The organism is Kitasatospora sp. NPDC059803, from assembly GCF_042732255.1.
Classification (GTDB): domain Bacteria; phylum Actinomycetota; class Actinomycetes; order Streptomycetales; family Streptomycetaceae; genus Kitasatospora.
This window is the reverse complement of record NZ_JBHWIJ010000224.1, coordinates 1-14,334: the sequence shown is the minus strand read 5'-3', so window position 1 is coordinate 14,334 and position 14,334 is coordinate 1. Positions and strand designations below refer to the sequence as shown.

Below are 14,334 nucleotides of genomic sequence, written 5' to 3'. Positions count from 1 at the left end.
GGTCAGCGCGAGCACCAGGGCGGCGGTCAGCGCGACGGCCAGCGGCCCGGCCCGCCGGGTGGGGGCCGGGCGGGGCGCCGCGCGCCCCGCCCCCCCCCCCGGCCGCTGGTCCCCGTTCGCGCTGCGGCTCGCCGAAGGCGGCGACCCGGGCTCGCTGGAGGCCGTCCGGGACAACCGGGCGGGCGTCCAGGACGAAGGCAGCCAGCTGGTCGCCCTCGCCCTGGCCAACGCCCCGCTGGACGGACCGGACCGGCTCTGGCTGGACGGCTGCGCCGGCCCCGGCGGCAAGGCCGCGCTGCTCGCGGCGCTGGCCGCCGAACGCGGCGCCGGGCTGGTCGCGAGCGAGAAGCAGCCGCACCGCGCGCGGCTGGTCGCCCGGGCGCTGGAGGGCAACCCCGGCCCGTACACGGTGATCACCGCGGACGGCACCCGCCCGGCCTGGCGCTCCGGCGGCTTCGACCGGGTGCTGGTCGACGTGCCGTGCTCCGGCCTGGGCGCCCTGCGCCGCCGCCCCGAGGCGCGCTGGCGCCGCCGCCCCGCCGACGTCGCGGCCTTCGGCCCGCTCCAGCGGGACCTGCTGCGCTCGGCGATCGACGCCACCCGGGTCGGCGGAGTCGTCGGGTACGCGACCTGCTCGCCGCACCTCGCGGAGACCCGGGCCGTCGTGGACGACGTGCTGCGGGCCGAGGGCGGCCGGGTCGAGTGGATCGACGCGCGCCCGCTGCTGCCCGGCGTCCCCGCGCTCGGGGACGGGCCGGACGTGCAGCTCTGGCCGCACCTGCACGGGACGGACGCGATGTACCTGGCGCTGCTGCGGCGGACGGCGTGATCCGCTGATCCGGTGATCCCGTGACCCGGTAGGGGGGCTGGGGAGGGCGGTGCGCTCAGCCGGGTGAGGGGGGCTGTCGCCGGGCGGGCGGGGGGCCGGGGAGGTCGGTGAGGAGGGCGTGGGCCTGGGCGCGGAGGCGGTCGACCGGGGGGTCCTCGCAGATCACCTCCAGGCCGAGCCCGCTCGCCTGCCCCCGGTGGTAGTACGACTGGTAGGCGAGGTAGGGGCGGTGGCCGTCGGTGGGGTCCAGCCCGACGGCGAGCGTCGCGAAGTGGGTGCGCTCGTTCTCGGTGCGCTCGAACTCCGTCCGGGAGAGCTGCCATTCGAACTCGTACGGCTCCGGATCGGACGGCAGGTCCAGCAGCGCCTGGGCGAGCCGGCGGACGTCCTCCGGCCCGGCGAACGGGAGCGACTCGGACCAGCGGGGCGCGGCGGCGAGCAGCTCCCAGCCGCCGCCGTTGCGGCTGACGGACAGTGCCCACTCGCCGTCCTGGTCGTGCCAGTGGCAGCTGAGGATCGGATCCATGGTGGTCAACCTCCTTGTGAGGCTTGGCCGTTCGGCTCTCCCCATCGTGGCACACCGGACCGCCGAAGGGAGCCGGGCGGGGCCTGCCGCCACACTCGTTGGAGCGGCCGGTAGTCGAGCACGGTGACGTCGTGCTCGGCGAGCAGCCCGCGGGCCTCGGGGGAGGTGAGGAACTCGTAGTCGGAGCGGCGGACGCGCCAGCCGTCGTCCGTACGACGGGACGCCGGCCCGGCCAGGCTCGGATGGACGGCCCACTCGGTCAGGCCCGGCCGCAGCGCGGCCAGCAGCCGCGCGTAGCGGGCGGGCTTGTCGTCCAGGGGGACGGCAAAGCTGTCCAGGAAGCCGTGGTCGACGACCGGCAGGCCGCGCTCGCGCATCCGGGCGAGCGCGGGTGGCAGCCAGATCCGCACCGCGAGGCCGTACTCGGCGCCCAGGGCGAGGGTGAGTTCGAGGATGTCCGTGCGGCCGCCGTCGGCCAGGCAGTGGAAGTCGAGGTGGGTGGGGGCGAGCCCGGTCGCCTCGACCGCGTCGATCTGGGCGCGGAACTCCCGCTCGACGTGGTCGAGTCGGGCTCGGGCGAGCAGGGCGGTGCGCCCGGCGGGCGTGGGCGCGTACAGCTCGCCGGTCTCGTCCAGCAGGGAGGGGACGTGGTCGCGGGCGGCCAGCGGGCCCCAGCGGCGGGCCGGAGACTCGCACACCAGGGTGAGGTGGACGCCGAAGGGGATCTCCGGGTGCCGCCGCAGGAGTCGGAGCGCGTGCGGGGCGGCGTGGCACGGGGGCATCAGGCTGCAGGAGGCGGCGATCCCGCGCAGGACGGAGTCGACCACGGCGAGGTTGACGTCCTCGTCCAGGCCGAAGTCATCGCAGTTGAGCAGCAGGAGGCGGGCGTCGGGAGGGTGGCCGATCAGGGCGTTCGCCAGGGTTTCTGCGGTCATGGGGGCAGTGTTCACCGGCGGTGGGGGTGGGCGCGTGGGGATTTCGGGCCGGGGTGGTCAGTCGGTGGCCGGGTCCGGCGCGGGGTGCCAGGGGCGGTCGGCGCGGGTCGGGCGGGCTGCGGCGGTGAGGCGCAGGGCGTACACCTCGCGGTCGGTGGCCGGGTGCGGGACGGGGCCGAGGTAGTCGTGGCCGGTCAGGTGGCACCAGGCGGGCAGGTCGAGGGGGGCGGCGGGGTCGGTGGTGTGGATGTGCACCACCGCGCCGGCCGGCAGGTCGGCGATCCGGGCGCGCAGGCGCAGCAGCAGTTGGACGCAGAGCAGGCCGGTGCCGTCGACGGTCAGGTCGGGGGCGGGTTCCTGGCCGGGCTGCTGCCCGGGGGTGTGGGTCATGGGGTTGCTGCCCTTCGCGGTGGTGCGGCGGTGCCGGGGTGCAGGGGTTTCGGGGTGCAGGGGTGCCGGGTTCAGCCTAGGAGGTGGGCCCGGGCGGGGCGCTGGGAGGGTTCGGAAATCCGGGTGACGGCCGCGAGGGGCGGTGTTACGGTGGGGGAGTTCGTGTTCGACCAGGATCAAGGGAAACGAGGAGGTGGGGTTGATGACCGCGCCCAAGGCCGTCGCCGTGTGCAGCGCCCGGACCACCCTCACGTCCCGGGCGTCGGCCTGACCTTCCCCCCAATCCCCTGTCCCCGCTGGGAGCGTGAGCTCGCGGGGCCGAGGACGCATTGACGCCCTCGGACGAACACACCACTCCGGAACGGATCCTCGTTCATCATGACCACGTTCAACGTGACCTCGCACACCCCCTCGCACTCCCCGTGGACCACCCGCGTCGAGACCGCCGCGGACGTCGCAGCCGTCCGGGAGATCGTGCTGGCCGCCTTCGACACCCCGGGGGAGGCCGACCTCGTCGACGCCCTGCGCGCGGACGAGGCCTGGATCGACGAACTGTCGCAGCTCGCCCTCGCCGAGGACGGCCGTCCGGTCGGCCACGCCCTGCTGACGCGCTGTCACATCGGTGGCACCCCGGCACTCTGCCTGGCCCCCGTCGCCGTCCTGCCCGAGTACCAGCGGACCGGTGCCGGCTCCGCCGCCACCCGCGCCGCCCTGGAGGCGGCGCGGCGGCTGGGCGAGCGCTTCGTCGTCGTCCTCGGACACCCGGACTACTACCCGCGGTTCGGCTTCGGCCGGGCCTCCGGGTACGGGATCGGGCTGACCATCGAGGTGCCGGACGAGGCGCTGATGGCTCTCGCCCTGGACCCGGAGCGGCACCCGTTGCCGTCCGGGACGGTGCGGTACGCGGCGCCGTTCGGGATCTAGCAGTTTCGTAGTCGGACAGTCCGACGGTTGAACAGTCCGTTAGTCGCGGGCTGTGGCCGCCCCCGGCTGCTGGTCGGGGGCGGTACCGCCGAGGCGGGTGAGCAGGACGGCGAGGCGGTCGAGGTCGTCGGGGCTCCACTGGTCGGCGGCGAAGAGCTCGGCCGCGACCTTCCGGGCCGTGTACAGCATCTCGGCGAGCCGTTCGCGGCCGGTCGGCGTCAGGGCCGCGTAGGCGACTCGGGCGTCGCGGGCCGCCGCCTCCCGGCTCACCAGGCCGATCCGCTCCAGCGGTGCCAGTCCGCGGGTGACGCCCGAGGCGGTGACACCGAGGGCCTCGGCGAGGTCGACCCGGCGCATCCGGCCGCCGGGGGCGTGGCCGAGGTGGAGCAGCAGGGTGAAGTCGGACAGGCTCACGCCGTGCAGGCGGCTGAGGCCCGCGTCGAAGCGCTTGGCCACGGCGGCCTGGGCGCGGACCAGCCGCAGGGCGGTGTCCAGCGGGTCGGGCCGGGTGCCCGGGTGCGGGTCGGTCTGAGGGTTGGCCTGCGGGTCGGCCGGTGGGTTCGTGTGCGGGTTGGCGTGCGAGTCTGTCATTGCTACCTCCTTGACTACTCAAGCATACCGGTGCGGCGAGCCGTCAAGGAGGTAGCGGGAGGGGGGAGGGGGCTAGCCGGCGTTGGCGGCGCGGCGCTGCCGCTTGCCGAGCGGTGCCTGAGAGAGGTCCTCGGCCTGGGAGCGCAGGTTCTTGTAGCCGTAGCCGCGCTCGGCCAGCCAGGCCCGCGCCGCCTGCTCGGCCCGCTCGGCGGCCGCCAGGATGTCCTCCTCCGCCTCGCCCGAGTCGAGGAAGCGGAAGGTGAAGGCGGCCCGCGCGCCGAGGTCGTAGCTGAGGTGTCCCTCGCGGGTGAAGGCCGCGCGCAGCACGTCGTGTTCGGGTGCGCGGGCGAGGAGTTCGGCGTGCTGCTCGGCGCTCAGGCCGTCGAAGACGCCGCGTACCATGATGCGGAAGGTTCGAGTGGTCATCCCCCGACCATAGGCAAGGCGGGCGGTCGACCGCCAACCCGATTTCGTGCCGCTGGTCGGATCCCGGTGGCCGGGTCCCGCTGGTCGACCGCGGGTTCCGGGGTTTCGCCTAGGCGCGCCGGGTGGGCAGGCGGGTGCAGACGGTGCCGGAGGCGAGCGGGGCCGGTTCGGCCTTGAGGGTGTCGAGGGTGAAGTCCGTGGTGAGGGCGCTGATGTCGGCGGTCTGCCGGATGAGGTAGTGGTTGGCGCCGGGGGCTTCGTAGCGGGCGAGGTCGGGGACGACCGGGCGGGCCCGCAGGGCGTATTCGAGGGACTGGTTGGCGTTGGCGGCGCTGTGGTCGCCGGTGCCGTGGACGATCAGGACGCGCCGGCCGGCGAGGTGGTCGACGGGGTCGCCGCTGGGCAGCCAGGGCGCGATGCCGGCGACGCCGACGACGTTCGCGTGCCCGGCGCACCAGAAGGCGGCGCGCCCGCCGAGGGAGTTGCCGATGAGGACGACGGGTACGTCGCCGTAGCGGCGGGCGAGTTCGTCGAGGGCCCAGCGGGTGTCGACGGCGGTGTCGGCGTCGGTGCCGTTCCAGCCGCTGTAGCGGTAGCGCAGCAGGTGGACGGCGAGGCCGTGCGGGCGGCCGCGGTCGGCGAGTTCGGCGGTGAGGCGGCGCAGGCCCAGTTCGGCGACCTTCAGCGGTCCGCGCCGGCTGCGCAGGAACCCGCCGGGCAGCAGCAGGGCGACGGCTTCGACCCGCCCCGTCCCGTCGTCGCCGAGTCGTGGGGTCAGTTGTGCGGTGCGCGGCCGCTGCGCCTGGAACACGCGAAATCCCTCCCTGGTGTCTACCTGCGGATTCTACGGTTCCGCGGTCGGGTCGCGGTGCGTGAGCAGGGGCCGCAGGGCCCAGCCGGTGGCGCGGGGGCGGGGCCCGCGTGGACTGGGCCTGGCGGGCCGACTCGCCTCCGGGTACGAGGCGTTGGGGCGGGGCGTCGGGGCGGGGCGTCGGGGCGAGGTCAGGAGGGGCGGCCCGGCTGGTCTCCGCCGCCGGTGGAGCGGCTCCGGCCGGAGAGCAGGTCCTGCATGCTCGGGAGCTTCCGGCGCTGCGAGCCGGTTTGCGCGCCGCTCTGGGAGCCGGTTTGCGTGCCGGCCGGCGGGGCGATCGAGCGGCGGGGTTCGGTGGCCGGGCCGAGGCCGGCCTTGGCGGCCGCGTCGGCGAGGAAGTCGGAGGCCTGGCGGCGGGCGTTGTCGACCGTGCGGCGAAGGCTCTCGGCGTCGTTGCGCAGTTTGTCGGTCTGCCGGCGCAGCAGGTCGGTGCGCTGTTCGGCCTCGGTGAGCTGCTTGAGGCTGGCGGCCGCCCGGGCGGCGGCCTCCCGTTCGAGCTCCTCGCCGCGTTGCTGGGCGTCGGTGACGATCTGTTGCGCCCGGGCCTCGGCGTGGGCCCGCTGGTCGGCGAGGTCCTGGTCGAGCTGGCGGCGCCGCTGGGCGATGCTGGTCTCGAACTGCAGCGCGACCTGGGCGGCCTGGTCGCGGGTGTGCTGGAACAGCGCGTCCGCCTCCCGTCGGCGGGCGAGGACGTACGGGTCCTCCTCGGCGGCGGGGACGTCCCGGACGGTGGCGTGGTAGCCGGCCGGGGGCTGTTCGGCCTGCTCGGCGAGGTGGAGCAGGCGTTGGGCGACCTGGTCGGCGTGCGGCGGCCGCCGGTCGGGGTCCTTGGCGAGCAGTTCGAGGACGAGGGTGTCGACGTCGGCGGGCAGGCCGGGCCGCAGGGTGCCGGGGGCGGCGGGGTGGACCTCGCCGTGCTGGCGGATGAGTTCGTAGAGGGTGCCGCGGAACGGCGTGCGGCCGGTGAGGAGTTCGTACAGGAGGCAGCCGAAGGCGTAGAGGTCGGAGCGGGCGTCGAGGCCGCGGCTGTCGAAGCGTTCGGGGGCCATGTAGGCGGGGGTGCCGACGATGACGTTGGTGCTGGTGATGCCGTCGTCGGCGGTGCCGACCCGGGCGATGCCGAAGTCGACGACCTTGACCTCGCCGGAGGACTGGATCATCACGTTGGCGGGTTTGACGTCCCGGTGGACGACGCCGGCCCGGTGGGCGGTGGCGAGGGCCTGGGAGATCTGGACGGCCCAGGTGAGGGCCTGGCGCAGGGGCAGCGGCCCGTCGCCGAGGTGGCGGCTGAGCGGGGCGCCGTCGAGCAGTTCCATGACCAGGAAGTAGAACGGCCGGCCGGCCTCGTCGTGTTGGCCGAAGTCGTGCACGGTGACGATGGACGGGTGGTTGAGCGCGCCGGCGGTGGCCACCTCGCGGACGAACCGGGCCGCGTCCTTGGGGGTGTTGTTGCTGCCCGGGAGCATCACCTTGACGGCGACGAGCCGCTGGATCCGCGCGTCGCGGGCCTTCCAGACCGCGCCGAAGGCGCCCTCGCCGATCTGCTCGACCAGCTCGTACCGCCCGTCGAGTACGTCGCCCGGCTGCATCCCCGCCCCTTTCGTGCCCCGGTGCCGCGCCCCGGCCCCCGGGCCAACCTACCGTCCGTCGGTGGGGCCGGGAGTTTTCCGTTGTCTTTGTTCAGGATCCAGCGAGGCTCTGCGATCATCCGATGATCGTCGCTCATGCGGTGGGCGGCGCTTGACGGGGGAGTGACCGACATGGCCGAGGGGCCCGTGGACAGTGCCGCCGGGGCCGGGTGGGCCCGCAGGTCCGTCCGCCTCGCCAGGGGCGGGTTCGCGATGGACAAGGAGGCCTGGATGGTGGTCTCCGGCGGGGTGCTGGGGGCCATGTTCGCGAGCATGGGCCTGGCCGTGCTGATCGGGCCGTCCCAGGGGTACGGCGGCGAGAGCCTCGACTTCATGGGCATCGTCAGCATCCTCGGCCTGATGCCCTGCGGGGCCGGTCTGCTGTGGGCGCTGCTCCACCCCCGGCGCGGCTTCCCCGCGGTCGCCGTCGGGATCCTGTTCGGGCTCGCCCTGTTCGTCTCCTTCGCCGGGACCGGCCTCAACGACGCCTGGGAGGCGCCGCTGGACCGGCCGTCGTCGATCCGCGCCGTCGGCAGCTGGACCAGCGGGGACGTGGTGGTGCGGGTCCGGCCCGACCAGGTGGTGGCCTACCGCGGCGCCACCGGGCAGGTCGCGTGGCGGTGGACGCCGCCGGGCGAGGACTCCGTCTGCGCCATGAGCCGCGGGACGGGCCACGGCCTCGGACTGCTCGGCCACTCCCCGCACGACCGGCCGTGCGCGGCGGTGACGGCGCTCAACCTCGCCAACGGCACGGCCGCCTGGACCGCCGCGGCGGACGCGCCCGGCCGCGTCGGGGACACGGCGGCGCCCGATCTGCTCGCCGTCGCCGGGGACGAGGCCGTCCTCCAGGAGCGGACCGGCTGGCGCGCGGTGCACCTGGCCGACGGGCGCGCTTCCTGGCGCGGCGACGCGGACGCCGGCTGCGCGCCGTTGCAGGTGGCGGGCGGGGCGGCGGAGGTGGTGACGGTCGCGCAGTGCGGCGACGCCGCGCCGGTGCTGCGGTCGCTGGCCCCGGCGGACGGGCAGGAGCGGACCCGGGTCGCCCTGCCGGTCACGGGCGGGCTGAAGGACGTCGCGGTGGTCTCCACCGAGCCCCTCGCGGTCTGGGTCGACGCGCAGGGCGAGCGCGGGACGCACGCCGTCCTCAGCTTCGACGGGGCGGGGCGGCAGCGGGCGTCGATCCCGGTCGCGGGGGACGAGTACGACCTCGACGTCATGCTGGGCGGAGCCCACGCGTACGACGCGTTCGCCGCCCGTCCGCTGTTCGGCGGGGTGGTCGTCGGCGACCAGCTGATCGTCCCCGGCGAGAAGCCGGACGATGTCCGGATCAGCGGGGGGAAGAACCCCAGCCGCATCGCCACCGGGCGCCTGGTCGCCTACTCGCTCGCCGACGGCGGGAAGCGCTGGACGTCCGGGCTGGACGACCAGGTGACGGGGCTGCTGGTGGACGGCGCGTCGGTGTGGGCGCTGACCCGGGACAAGCTGACCCGGGTCGACGCCGCGACCGGGCGGAAGAGTAGTGAACTGGACGTCAACGACTCGAAGTCCGTCCACCCGGTGGACCTGTCGGTCTCCGGGCCCGGCCGGTTCACGGTGGTGGCGGAGGACGGCACGCGGGACGAGCCGCCGGCCCGGGGCATGGGCTGAGCCGGTTCGGGCTCTGAGCTGAGTCCGCCGGGGGCCTGAGCCGAGCCCGTTCGGGGCCCTTGGCCGCCCGCTGTTCGTCACGCTCGGTGACGGACTCGGCCCGGGGGTGCCGCCCCGAGCGGCTGTGTCAGGCTGGTGGGGGAGCACCGCCGAGATCGGGAGGCTCATGATGGCCGAGATCAGGGTGAACGGGGTGTCGCTGCACTACGAGGCCCGTGGCGAGGGGCCCGGCGTCGTCCTGGTGCACGGCTCGTGGAGCGACGCCGACAGCTGGGCCCGCGTGATGCCGGGCCTGGCCGAGTCGACCACCGTCGTCGCCTACGACCGGCGGGGCCACAGCCGCAGTGAGGACCCGCTCACCCAGGGTTCGGTCTACGAGGACGCGGCCGACCTGGCCGGGCTGATCGACGGGCTCGGACTCGCGCCGGCGTTCGTCTGCGGGAACTCGTACGGTTCGCTGATCACGCTGCGGCTCGCCGCCGCCCGGCCCGACCTGCTGCGGGGGATCGCCGTGCACGAGCCGCCCGGCGCCGGCATCCTGCTCGCCGACCCCGAGCTGCGGCCGGTCGCCACCGCGCTCGCCGACCGGATCACCGCCGTCCGGGAGCTGCTGGAGCAGGCCGAGTCGGCCGCGGCGGCGGAGCTGTTCGTGGAGACGGTCACCTTCGGGCCGGGGGCCTGGGCGCAGCTGCCCGCGCCGGTGCGGCACACGTACGTGCGCAACGCGCCGACCTACCTGGACGAGCTGCGGGACCCGGACGCCCTGGACCTCGACCTGACCGCGCTGGCCCGCTTCACGGAACCGGCCCTGCTCACGCAGAGTGACAACAGCCCGCCGATGTACGGCGAGGTGCTGGACATCATCGACCTCACCCTGGCGAAGGTGGAACGGCACCTGTACCCCGGTGCCGGCCACGCACCGCACCTGTCGCAGCCGGAGGAGTGGGTGCGAGTGGTGCTGCCGCGCGCCCTGGCGTGAGCCCCCGCTCCGGGGGTGCGCCCACTTCGGGGGCGCGCCCGGCCCGTTGCGCGCGGGGGCGCAGCGGGCTGGGCGCAGCGGGCCGAGCGCAACGGGCCGGCCGTACGCGTCAGTTGGGCGAGGCGCCCCAGCCGTCGTCCGGGAGGGTGCGGTCCGGCTCGGGGCAGTCGGTGTGGTCGTAGCCCCACAGCATGGCCTTGTTCAGCAGCCAGTCCTCGGGCGGCGGCGCGTCACCGCCCTCGCGGTCCGCGTGGCCGTCGCGGTCGGTGAGGACGAACGCCACCCGGACCTCCTCGGCCACCGCCACCTCCAGGGTGCGCTGGTCGGGGACGTTCTCGTACGTCACGGTCTCCCAGCGGCAGCCGGCGGCGGTCAGCGCGGCGATCAGGGCCGACTCGGTGACGTGCGTGTCGAGCGTCATCAACCCGCCGCCGGCCAGCGGGAGTTCGAGTTCGCCGTGCCACACGGGCAGGGACAGCGACTGGAGCCGGCGGCAGCGGCAGAACACCGTCTGCACGTCGCCCCAGCTGAAGCCGTGCGGCCAGCGGGACTCGCGGTGGATCCGCCCGCCGTCCCAGGGGTCGCCGTAGTGGGCGGCGAGTTCGGGCAGCGAGGCGTTGTAGCGCAGCCCGTCCGGGCCGTCCAGGCCGCCGGTGGCCGCCAGCGCGGTGAGTCGCGCGAGGAAGTCCGTCACCCCAGGCACCCGCGCAGCGCCTCGATCAGCCGGTTGGCGCGGGCGTCGCCGTGGCCGATCATCCGGTTGGCGACGTAGCCGAAGCCGACGCCGAACTCGTCGTCCCCGAAGGCGAACTGGCCGCCCGCGCCGTCGTTGCCGAAGCTGCGCTCGCCCAGCAGCGGGCGGAAGGCGGGGGAGTCGAGCAGCAGGCCGGAACCCCAGCGGGCGCCCATGTCGAAGCCCAGGAAGCCTGCGCCGGAGGAGACTTCGCGCACCGCGTCGGTGACGGTCTCGTGCGAGAGCAGGCGCGGGCCGCCGTCCAGGCCGGTCGCGGCCGCCGCGTACAGCCCCGCCAGCCCGGTGGCGGAGGCGACCGCGCCCGCGCCGGGCAGCTCGATCGCGTGCAGGGCCGGGTCGTTCCAGCCGTGCGGCACGTCCAGACCGGGGAAGACCAGGGCGCCGTTCATCGTCACGATCCGGGTCAGCAGGTGCTCCGGGCCGGGCATCGGGCGGCGGCCCTCAGCCTCCACCAGCCGGGCCAGGCGCGGGAGTTCGTTCTCCGGCAGGCCGATCCAGACCGGCAGGCCGAGCGGCTCGGCGATCTCCTTGCGGAGGAACGCGCCAGGGGTTAGCCCGGTGATCCGGCGGATCACCTCGCCGACCGTGAAGCCCAGGACGTGGCCGTGGTACTCGTAGGCGGTGCCGGGCTCCCAGAGCGGCTCCTGCTCCTCGATCGCGCGGACGACGGGAGCCCAGGCGGCGATCTCCTCGAAGGAGAGCGCCGCGTCCAGGGCCGGGATGCCCGCGCGGTGGCCGAGGATCATGCGGGTGGTGATGTCCTGCTTGCCGTGGCGGGCGAATTCGGGCCAGTAGTGGGCGATCGGCGCGTCGAGGTCGAGGCGGCCCTGCTGGGCGAGCAGGTGGGTGCTGATGCTCACCGCGCCCTTGGCACAGGAGAAGACCGGGACGACGGTGTCCTGCGTCCAGGCCCGGCCGGTGCGGTCGTCGGCCGTCCCGCCCCACAATTCGACGACCTTGCGGCCGCCGGCGAACACCGTGACGGCGGCGCCGAGTTCGGGGAACTCGGCGAAGTTGCGGGCGAACACGTCCGCCACGGCGCCGAACCGTTCGTCGGCCCAGCCCTGGTACTGCTGCATGGTGTCCAGCCCCGTCCTCTGGTCCTCGTGGGGTCGCTGCCCCAAGATCGTCGACCGGACCACGGTACGGCGTCGGGCCGCTCGGCACGACCCGTTTCCCGACCATCGGTCGGGGCGGCCCTCGTCGGGCGGGGAGCCGTCGTCGGGCATGAGGGTGGACGACTGGGGAGAGGGCTCGGAGTGGATCGCGAAGCACTGGACGCGCTGACCGCGCTGTGGTCCCAGCGGTGGCCTCAAAGGGGGCTGGGCCCGGGGAACACCAGGGCGAGACGCCGTGGCAGAGCCTCGTCGCCCGCCTGGTGAAGGTGGTGGTGGAGGCGAGGGCCTCGGCCGCTCGCGGGGCGGGTTCGCCAGCAGGGTCCACCTGAGCGCGGACGGCCGGTGCCGCCCGCTGTCCCTGGTCGTCACGCCGGGGCAGCGGGCGGACTGCAAGCAGTTCGAGCCGGTACTGGAGAAGATCCGTGTCCCGCGGACAGGGCCGGGCAGGCCCCGGAAGACGCCCGACAGCGTGGCCGCCGACAAGGCCTACAGCAACGGCCCGTGCCGCGCCTACCTGCGCAGGCGCGGCATCCGGCACGCGATTCCGGAGAAGGCGGACGGTCAGGCCGCCCGCCTGCGCAAAGGCTCACGCGAAGGGTGCCCGGTGAGATTTCTCCATGGGGCCCCGCTCACCAGGTCACGGGCAGTGACCGCATCCCGTAGATGAACGACTCGGTACGGAACTCGCGCTCGCCGGCCAGCCGCAGCCCCGGCAGCCGGCGGAACAGCGTCTCCAGGGCGATCTGGAGTTCGGCGCGGGCCAGCGGCTGGCCCAGGCACTGGTGCACGCCGAAGCCGAACGCCAGCTGCCGCCGGGCGTCCCGGTACAGGTCCAGCTCGTCCGTCGCCCGATGGCCGGCGCCGCCGAACACCGCCTCGTCCCGGTTGGCGGTGGAGAGCATCGCCATCACGCCCTCCCCGGCCCGGACGGTGACGCCGCCCAGCTCCACGTCCTCCAGCGCCACCCGGGGCAGGCCGGTGTGCACGATGGTCAGCAGCCGCAACAGCTCCTCCACCGCGCCCGGCAGGGTGGCCGGGTCGGCCAGGCCGGGGATCTGCTCGGGGTGCTCCAGCAGCAGCGCGGTCGACAGCGCGATCATGTTCGCGGTCGTCTCGTGCCCGGCGACCAGCAGCAGCACGCTCATGGCGGCCGCGTCGTCCGAGGTCAGGTCGTCCCGCGCCGCGAGTCGGCTGAGGACGTCGTCCTGCGGCTGTGCGCGCTTGCGGGCCGTCAGGTCGCGCAGGTAGTGCAGGATTTCCTCCTGGGCCTCCCGGAGCTGCTCCACGGTGCTCTCCTGGCTGAGCATCGTGCGGCTCAGGTTCTGGAAGCGGTCGTGGTCCTCGTACGGCACGCCGAGCAGCAGGCAGATCACCAGCGAGGGCACCGGCAGCGCGAAGTCGGTGACCAGGTCGGCCGTGGTCCGGCCCGCGGTCATCCGGTCCAGTGCCTCGTCCACGATCCGCTGGATCTCCGGGCGCAGCGCCTCCACCCGCTTGACCAGGAATTCCCCGGTGAGCATGCGGCGCTGGCGGGCGTGCTCGGGGTCGTCGAGCCGCAGGAAGTCCGGGTTGTCGGTGATCAGCTCGCGAGCGCCGGCGACCAGCAGCGGGAAGGACGGGTGGCGTATGTCGGCACTGAACCGGCGGTCGGACAGCACGGTGCGGACCTCGGCGAAGCCGGTGACCAGCCAGCAGAGGTCGCCGTCGGGCAGCTCGGCCCTGGTCACCGGCCCGGTGGCGGCGGCCTCGGGGTACGCGGGCGGCGGGCCGAACGGGCAGCCGCCGGAGTGCCGGGCCGGCAGTGGGAGGACGGGGGTGGTGGGTGCGGTGGTCAAGGCGGGGGTCTCCTCACGTCGCGGGTGTTCTCGTGGGGTTCGGGGCCCGGGAAGGTTCCCGGCGGCCTGCGGGGCCGGCGGCGGGGGTCCGTCAGGCCCCGGTCCGCGCGGGCTCGTCCCCGGTGACGGTGATCGCCCGGCCCGGGCAGAGCTCGGAGGCGAGTCTGACGTCGTCGAACTGCTCGGGCAGCACGACGGTCTGACGGAGCCTCACGAGACTGTCCCGGTCGTCCTGGTCGAAGACCGCGGGGGCGTTCATCACGCACATGCCGGAGCTGCAGCAACGGTCCCGGTCGACGCTCACCTGCATGTCGGGCACCTTTCGCCAGGGCGGCGCCGACTGCCAGGCGGCCGCCTCTCGTTGTCACGGTCAACCTAGCCATCGCTGGTCCGTTCACGGAGGGGTACGGTGGCCGGATCGAGAATGGCTGATTCGGCCCCTGTGTGTGAACCCCCATTGCGGCGCTATGCGTTTCAGCCCGCGGTACTTCGCCGGACGGGTCGGCGGACCCGGCCGCGCGGACGGCCTCACAGGCCCTTCGGCGGTGGCCAACTCCCGTACGGAGGCCACCGTGTCGGCCTCGGCGGCGCTCTTGTCCGGCCGGTAGCGCACCACCCGGGCGAACCGCAGGGCCAGCCCGGCGGGGTGGCGGGGGCTGCGCCGGAGGCCGTCGAAGGCGACCTCGACGACCAGTTCCGGCCGGACCAACACCGTCCGGGCGTCCCGCCCGGTCTCCCGGGCGAGCAACTCGGCGGTCTGCCAAACGAGCGTCCGGTCGGTCAGCCCCTTGAAGGTCTTGCCGAGCATCACCCACGGGCCGAGCCCCGGCGCGGCGCGGGCGCCCGCCGGGGGGGCGGGCCCCGCAGCGGGGCCGGAGCGG

Annotated in this window: 15 protein-coding genes and 2 pseudogenes; 5 read left to right on the top strand and 12 right to left on the bottom strand. The window is 74.8% G+C overall.

What is annotated here, in order from left to right; translation table 11 throughout:
* Positions 1-829: pseudogene (locus ACFV6I_RS28740) on the top strand (rRNA cytosine-C5-methyltransferase); the annotation flags it as partial.
* A gap of 55 nt (positions 830-884) precedes the next feature.
* On the opposite strand, the gene ACFV6I_RS28735 reads toward ACFV6I_RS28740, so the two are convergent.
* Genes ACFV6I_RS28735 through ACFV6I_RS28725 form a run of 3 tightly spaced genes read right to left on the bottom strand, consistent with a single transcriptional unit; the run spans position 885 to position 2,680 of the window.
* The gene (locus tag ACFV6I_RS28735; protein ID WP_380428404.1) at positions 885-1,355 is read right to left on the bottom strand and encodes a hypothetical protein; all 471 of its coding nucleotides are present in this window, start codon (positions 1,353-1,355) and stop codon (positions 885-887) included.
* A 5-nt stretch (positions 1,356-1,360) separates the two neighbouring features.
* On the bottom strand, positions 1,361-2,290 hold the full coding sequence (locus ACFV6I_RS28730) for a polysaccharide deacetylase family protein (protein WP_380428403.1): 930 nt from the start codon (positions 2,288-2,290) through the stop codon (positions 1,361-1,363).
* Positions 2,291-2,347: 57 nt separating this feature from the next.
* Positions 2,348-2,680, bottom strand: a complete 333-nt coding sequence (locus tag ACFV6I_RS28725) for a sulfurtransferase TusA family protein (RefSeq protein WP_063346746.1) — start codon at positions 2,678-2,680, stop codon at positions 2,348-2,350.
* A gap of 378 nt (positions 2,681-3,058) precedes the next feature.
* On the opposite strand from ACFV6I_RS28725, the gene ACFV6I_RS28720 reads away from it, so the two are divergent.
* Entirely contained in the window at positions 3,059-3,604 is a 546-nt protein-coding gene (locus ACFV6I_RS28720; RefSeq protein WP_063346745.1) for a GNAT family N-acetyltransferase, read from the top strand.
* A gap of 39 nt (positions 3,605-3,643) precedes the next feature.
* Here ACFV6I_RS28720 and ACFV6I_RS28715 read toward each other — a convergent pair whose 3' ends face one another.
* The 4 genes from ACFV6I_RS28715 to ACFV6I_RS28700 all read right to left on the bottom strand — a co-directional run bounded on the left by ACFV6I_RS28715 (position 3,644) and on the right by ACFV6I_RS28700 (position 7,081).
* On the bottom strand, positions 3,644-4,195 hold the full coding sequence (locus ACFV6I_RS28715) for a MarR family winged helix-turn-helix transcriptional regulator (protein ID WP_079135464.1): 552 nt from the start codon (positions 4,193-4,195) through the stop codon (positions 3,644-3,646).
* A 72-nt stretch (positions 4,196-4,267) separates the two neighbouring features.
* Positions 4,268-4,621, bottom strand: a complete 354-nt coding sequence (locus ACFV6I_RS28710) for a DUF6204 family protein (protein ID WP_063346744.1) — start codon at positions 4,619-4,621, stop codon at positions 4,268-4,270.
* Between the two features lie 109 nt (positions 4,622-4,730).
* Positions 4,731-5,432, bottom strand: a complete 702-nt coding sequence (locus tag ACFV6I_RS28705; protein WP_063346743.1) for an alpha/beta hydrolase — start codon at positions 5,430-5,432, stop codon at positions 4,731-4,733.
* Between the two features lie 191 nt (positions 5,433-5,623).
* Positions 5,624-7,081: a serine/threonine-protein kinase gene (locus tag ACFV6I_RS28700; RefSeq protein WP_063346742.1), complete on the bottom strand. Its 1,458-nt coding sequence runs from the start codon at positions 7,079-7,081 to the stop codon at positions 5,624-5,626.
* A 171-nt stretch (positions 7,082-7,252) separates the two neighbouring features.
* Between ACFV6I_RS28700 and ACFV6I_RS28695 the strand changes: the two genes are divergently transcribed.
* Together ACFV6I_RS28695 and ACFV6I_RS28690 are read left to right on the top strand one after the other, a co-directional pair.
* Positions 7,253-8,767 carry a PQQ-binding-like beta-propeller repeat protein gene (locus ACFV6I_RS28695; protein ID WP_380428400.1) on the top strand — a complete coding sequence of 505 codons (1,515 nt, stop codon included), beginning with the start codon at positions 7,253-7,255 and terminating at the stop codon, positions 8,765-8,767.
* 166 nt (positions 8,768-8,933) lie between these two features.
* On the top strand, positions 8,934-9,746 hold the full coding sequence (locus ACFV6I_RS28690; RefSeq protein WP_208869053.1) for an alpha/beta fold hydrolase: 813 nt from the start codon (positions 8,934-8,936) through the stop codon (positions 9,744-9,746).
* A 109-nt stretch (positions 9,747-9,855) separates the two neighbouring features.
* On the opposite strand, the gene ACFV6I_RS28685 is transcribed toward ACFV6I_RS28690, so the two are convergent.
* Positions 9,856-10,440 (bottom strand): hypothetical protein, encoded by a 585-nt coding sequence (locus tag ACFV6I_RS28685; RefSeq protein WP_380342429.1) that lies wholly within the window; start codon positions 10,438-10,440, stop codon positions 9,856-9,858.
* Positions 10,437-11,579 carry a serine hydrolase domain-containing protein gene (locus ACFV6I_RS28680; RefSeq protein ID WP_380428406.1) on the bottom strand — a complete coding sequence of 381 codons (1,143 nt, stop codon included), beginning with the start codon at positions 11,577-11,579 and terminating at the stop codon, positions 10,437-10,439. The genes ACFV6I_RS28685 and ACFV6I_RS28680 overlap by 4 nt, the downstream gene beginning before the upstream one ends.
* A 274-nt stretch (positions 11,580-11,853) precedes the next feature.
* Between ACFV6I_RS28680 and ACFV6I_RS28675 the strand changes: the two genes are divergently transcribed.
* A complete protein-coding gene (locus ACFV6I_RS28675) occupies positions 11,854-12,285 on the top strand; it encodes a transposase (protein WP_380428398.1) in 432 nt (143 codons plus the stop codon).
* Here the strand turns inward: ACFV6I_RS28675 and ACFV6I_RS28670 are convergent.
* The 3 genes and pseudogenes from ACFV6I_RS28670 to ACFV6I_RS28660 form a co-directional block, all read right to left on the bottom strand.
* Positions 12,248-13,453, bottom strand: a complete 1,206-nt coding sequence (locus ACFV6I_RS28670; protein ID WP_063346736.1) for a cytochrome P450 — start codon at positions 13,451-13,453, stop codon at positions 12,248-12,250. The genes ACFV6I_RS28675 and ACFV6I_RS28670 overlap by 38 nt on opposite strands.
* A gap of 91 nt (positions 13,454-13,544) precedes the next feature.
* Positions 13,545-13,763: a ferredoxin gene (locus tag ACFV6I_RS28665; RefSeq protein ID WP_380428396.1), complete on the bottom strand. Its 219-nt coding sequence runs from the start codon at positions 13,761-13,763 to the stop codon at positions 13,545-13,547.
* Positions 13,764-13,847: 84 nt separating this feature from the next.
* A pseudogene (locus ACFV6I_RS28660) lies at positions 13,848-14,334 on the bottom strand (hypothetical protein); the annotation flags it as partial.

Excerpts from the sequence above, each read along its gene's own strand:
- ACFV6I_RS28710 (WP_063346744.1), bottom strand. The coding sequence starts at position 4,621 with ATGACCACTCGAACCTTCCGCATCATGGTACGCGGCGTCTTCGACGGC.
- ACFV6I_RS28725 (WP_063346746.1), bottom strand. The coding sequence starts at position 2,680 with ATGACCCACACCCCCGGGCAGCAGCCCGGCCAGGAACCCGCCCCCGAC.
- ACFV6I_RS28690 (WP_208869053.1), top strand. The coding sequence starts at position 8,934 with ATGATGGCCGAGATCAGGGTGAACGGGGTGTCGCTGCACTACGAGGCC.
- ACFV6I_RS28680 (WP_380428406.1), bottom strand. The coding sequence starts at position 11,579 with ATGCAGCAGTACCAGGGCTGGGCCGACGAACGGTTCGGCGCCGTGGCG.
- ACFV6I_RS28700 (WP_063346742.1), bottom strand. The coding sequence starts at position 7,081 with ATGCAGCCGGGCGACGTACTCGACGGGCGGTACGAGCTGGTCGAGCAG.
- ACFV6I_RS28730 (WP_380428403.1), bottom strand. The coding sequence starts at position 2,290 with ATGACCGCAGAAACCCTGGCGAACGCCCTGATCGGCCACCCTCCCGAC.
- ACFV6I_RS28735 (WP_380428404.1), bottom strand. The coding sequence starts at position 1,355 with ATGGATCCGATCCTCAGCTGCCACTGGCACGACCAGGACGGCGAGTGG.
- ACFV6I_RS28715 (WP_079135464.1), bottom strand. The coding sequence starts at position 4,195 with ATGACAGACTCGCACGCCAACCCGCACACGAACCCACCGGCCGACCCG.
- ACFV6I_RS28720 (WP_063346745.1), top strand. The coding sequence starts at position 3,059 with ATGACCACGTTCAACGTGACCTCGCACACCCCCTCGCACTCCCCGTGG.
- ACFV6I_RS28695 (WP_380428400.1), top strand. The coding sequence starts at position 7,253 with ATGGCCGAGGGGCCCGTGGACAGTGCCGCCGGGGCCGGGTGGGCCCGC.
- ACFV6I_RS28665 (WP_380428396.1), bottom strand. The coding sequence starts at position 13,763 with ATGCAGGTGAGCGTCGACCGGGACCGTTGCTGCAGCTCCGGCATGTGC.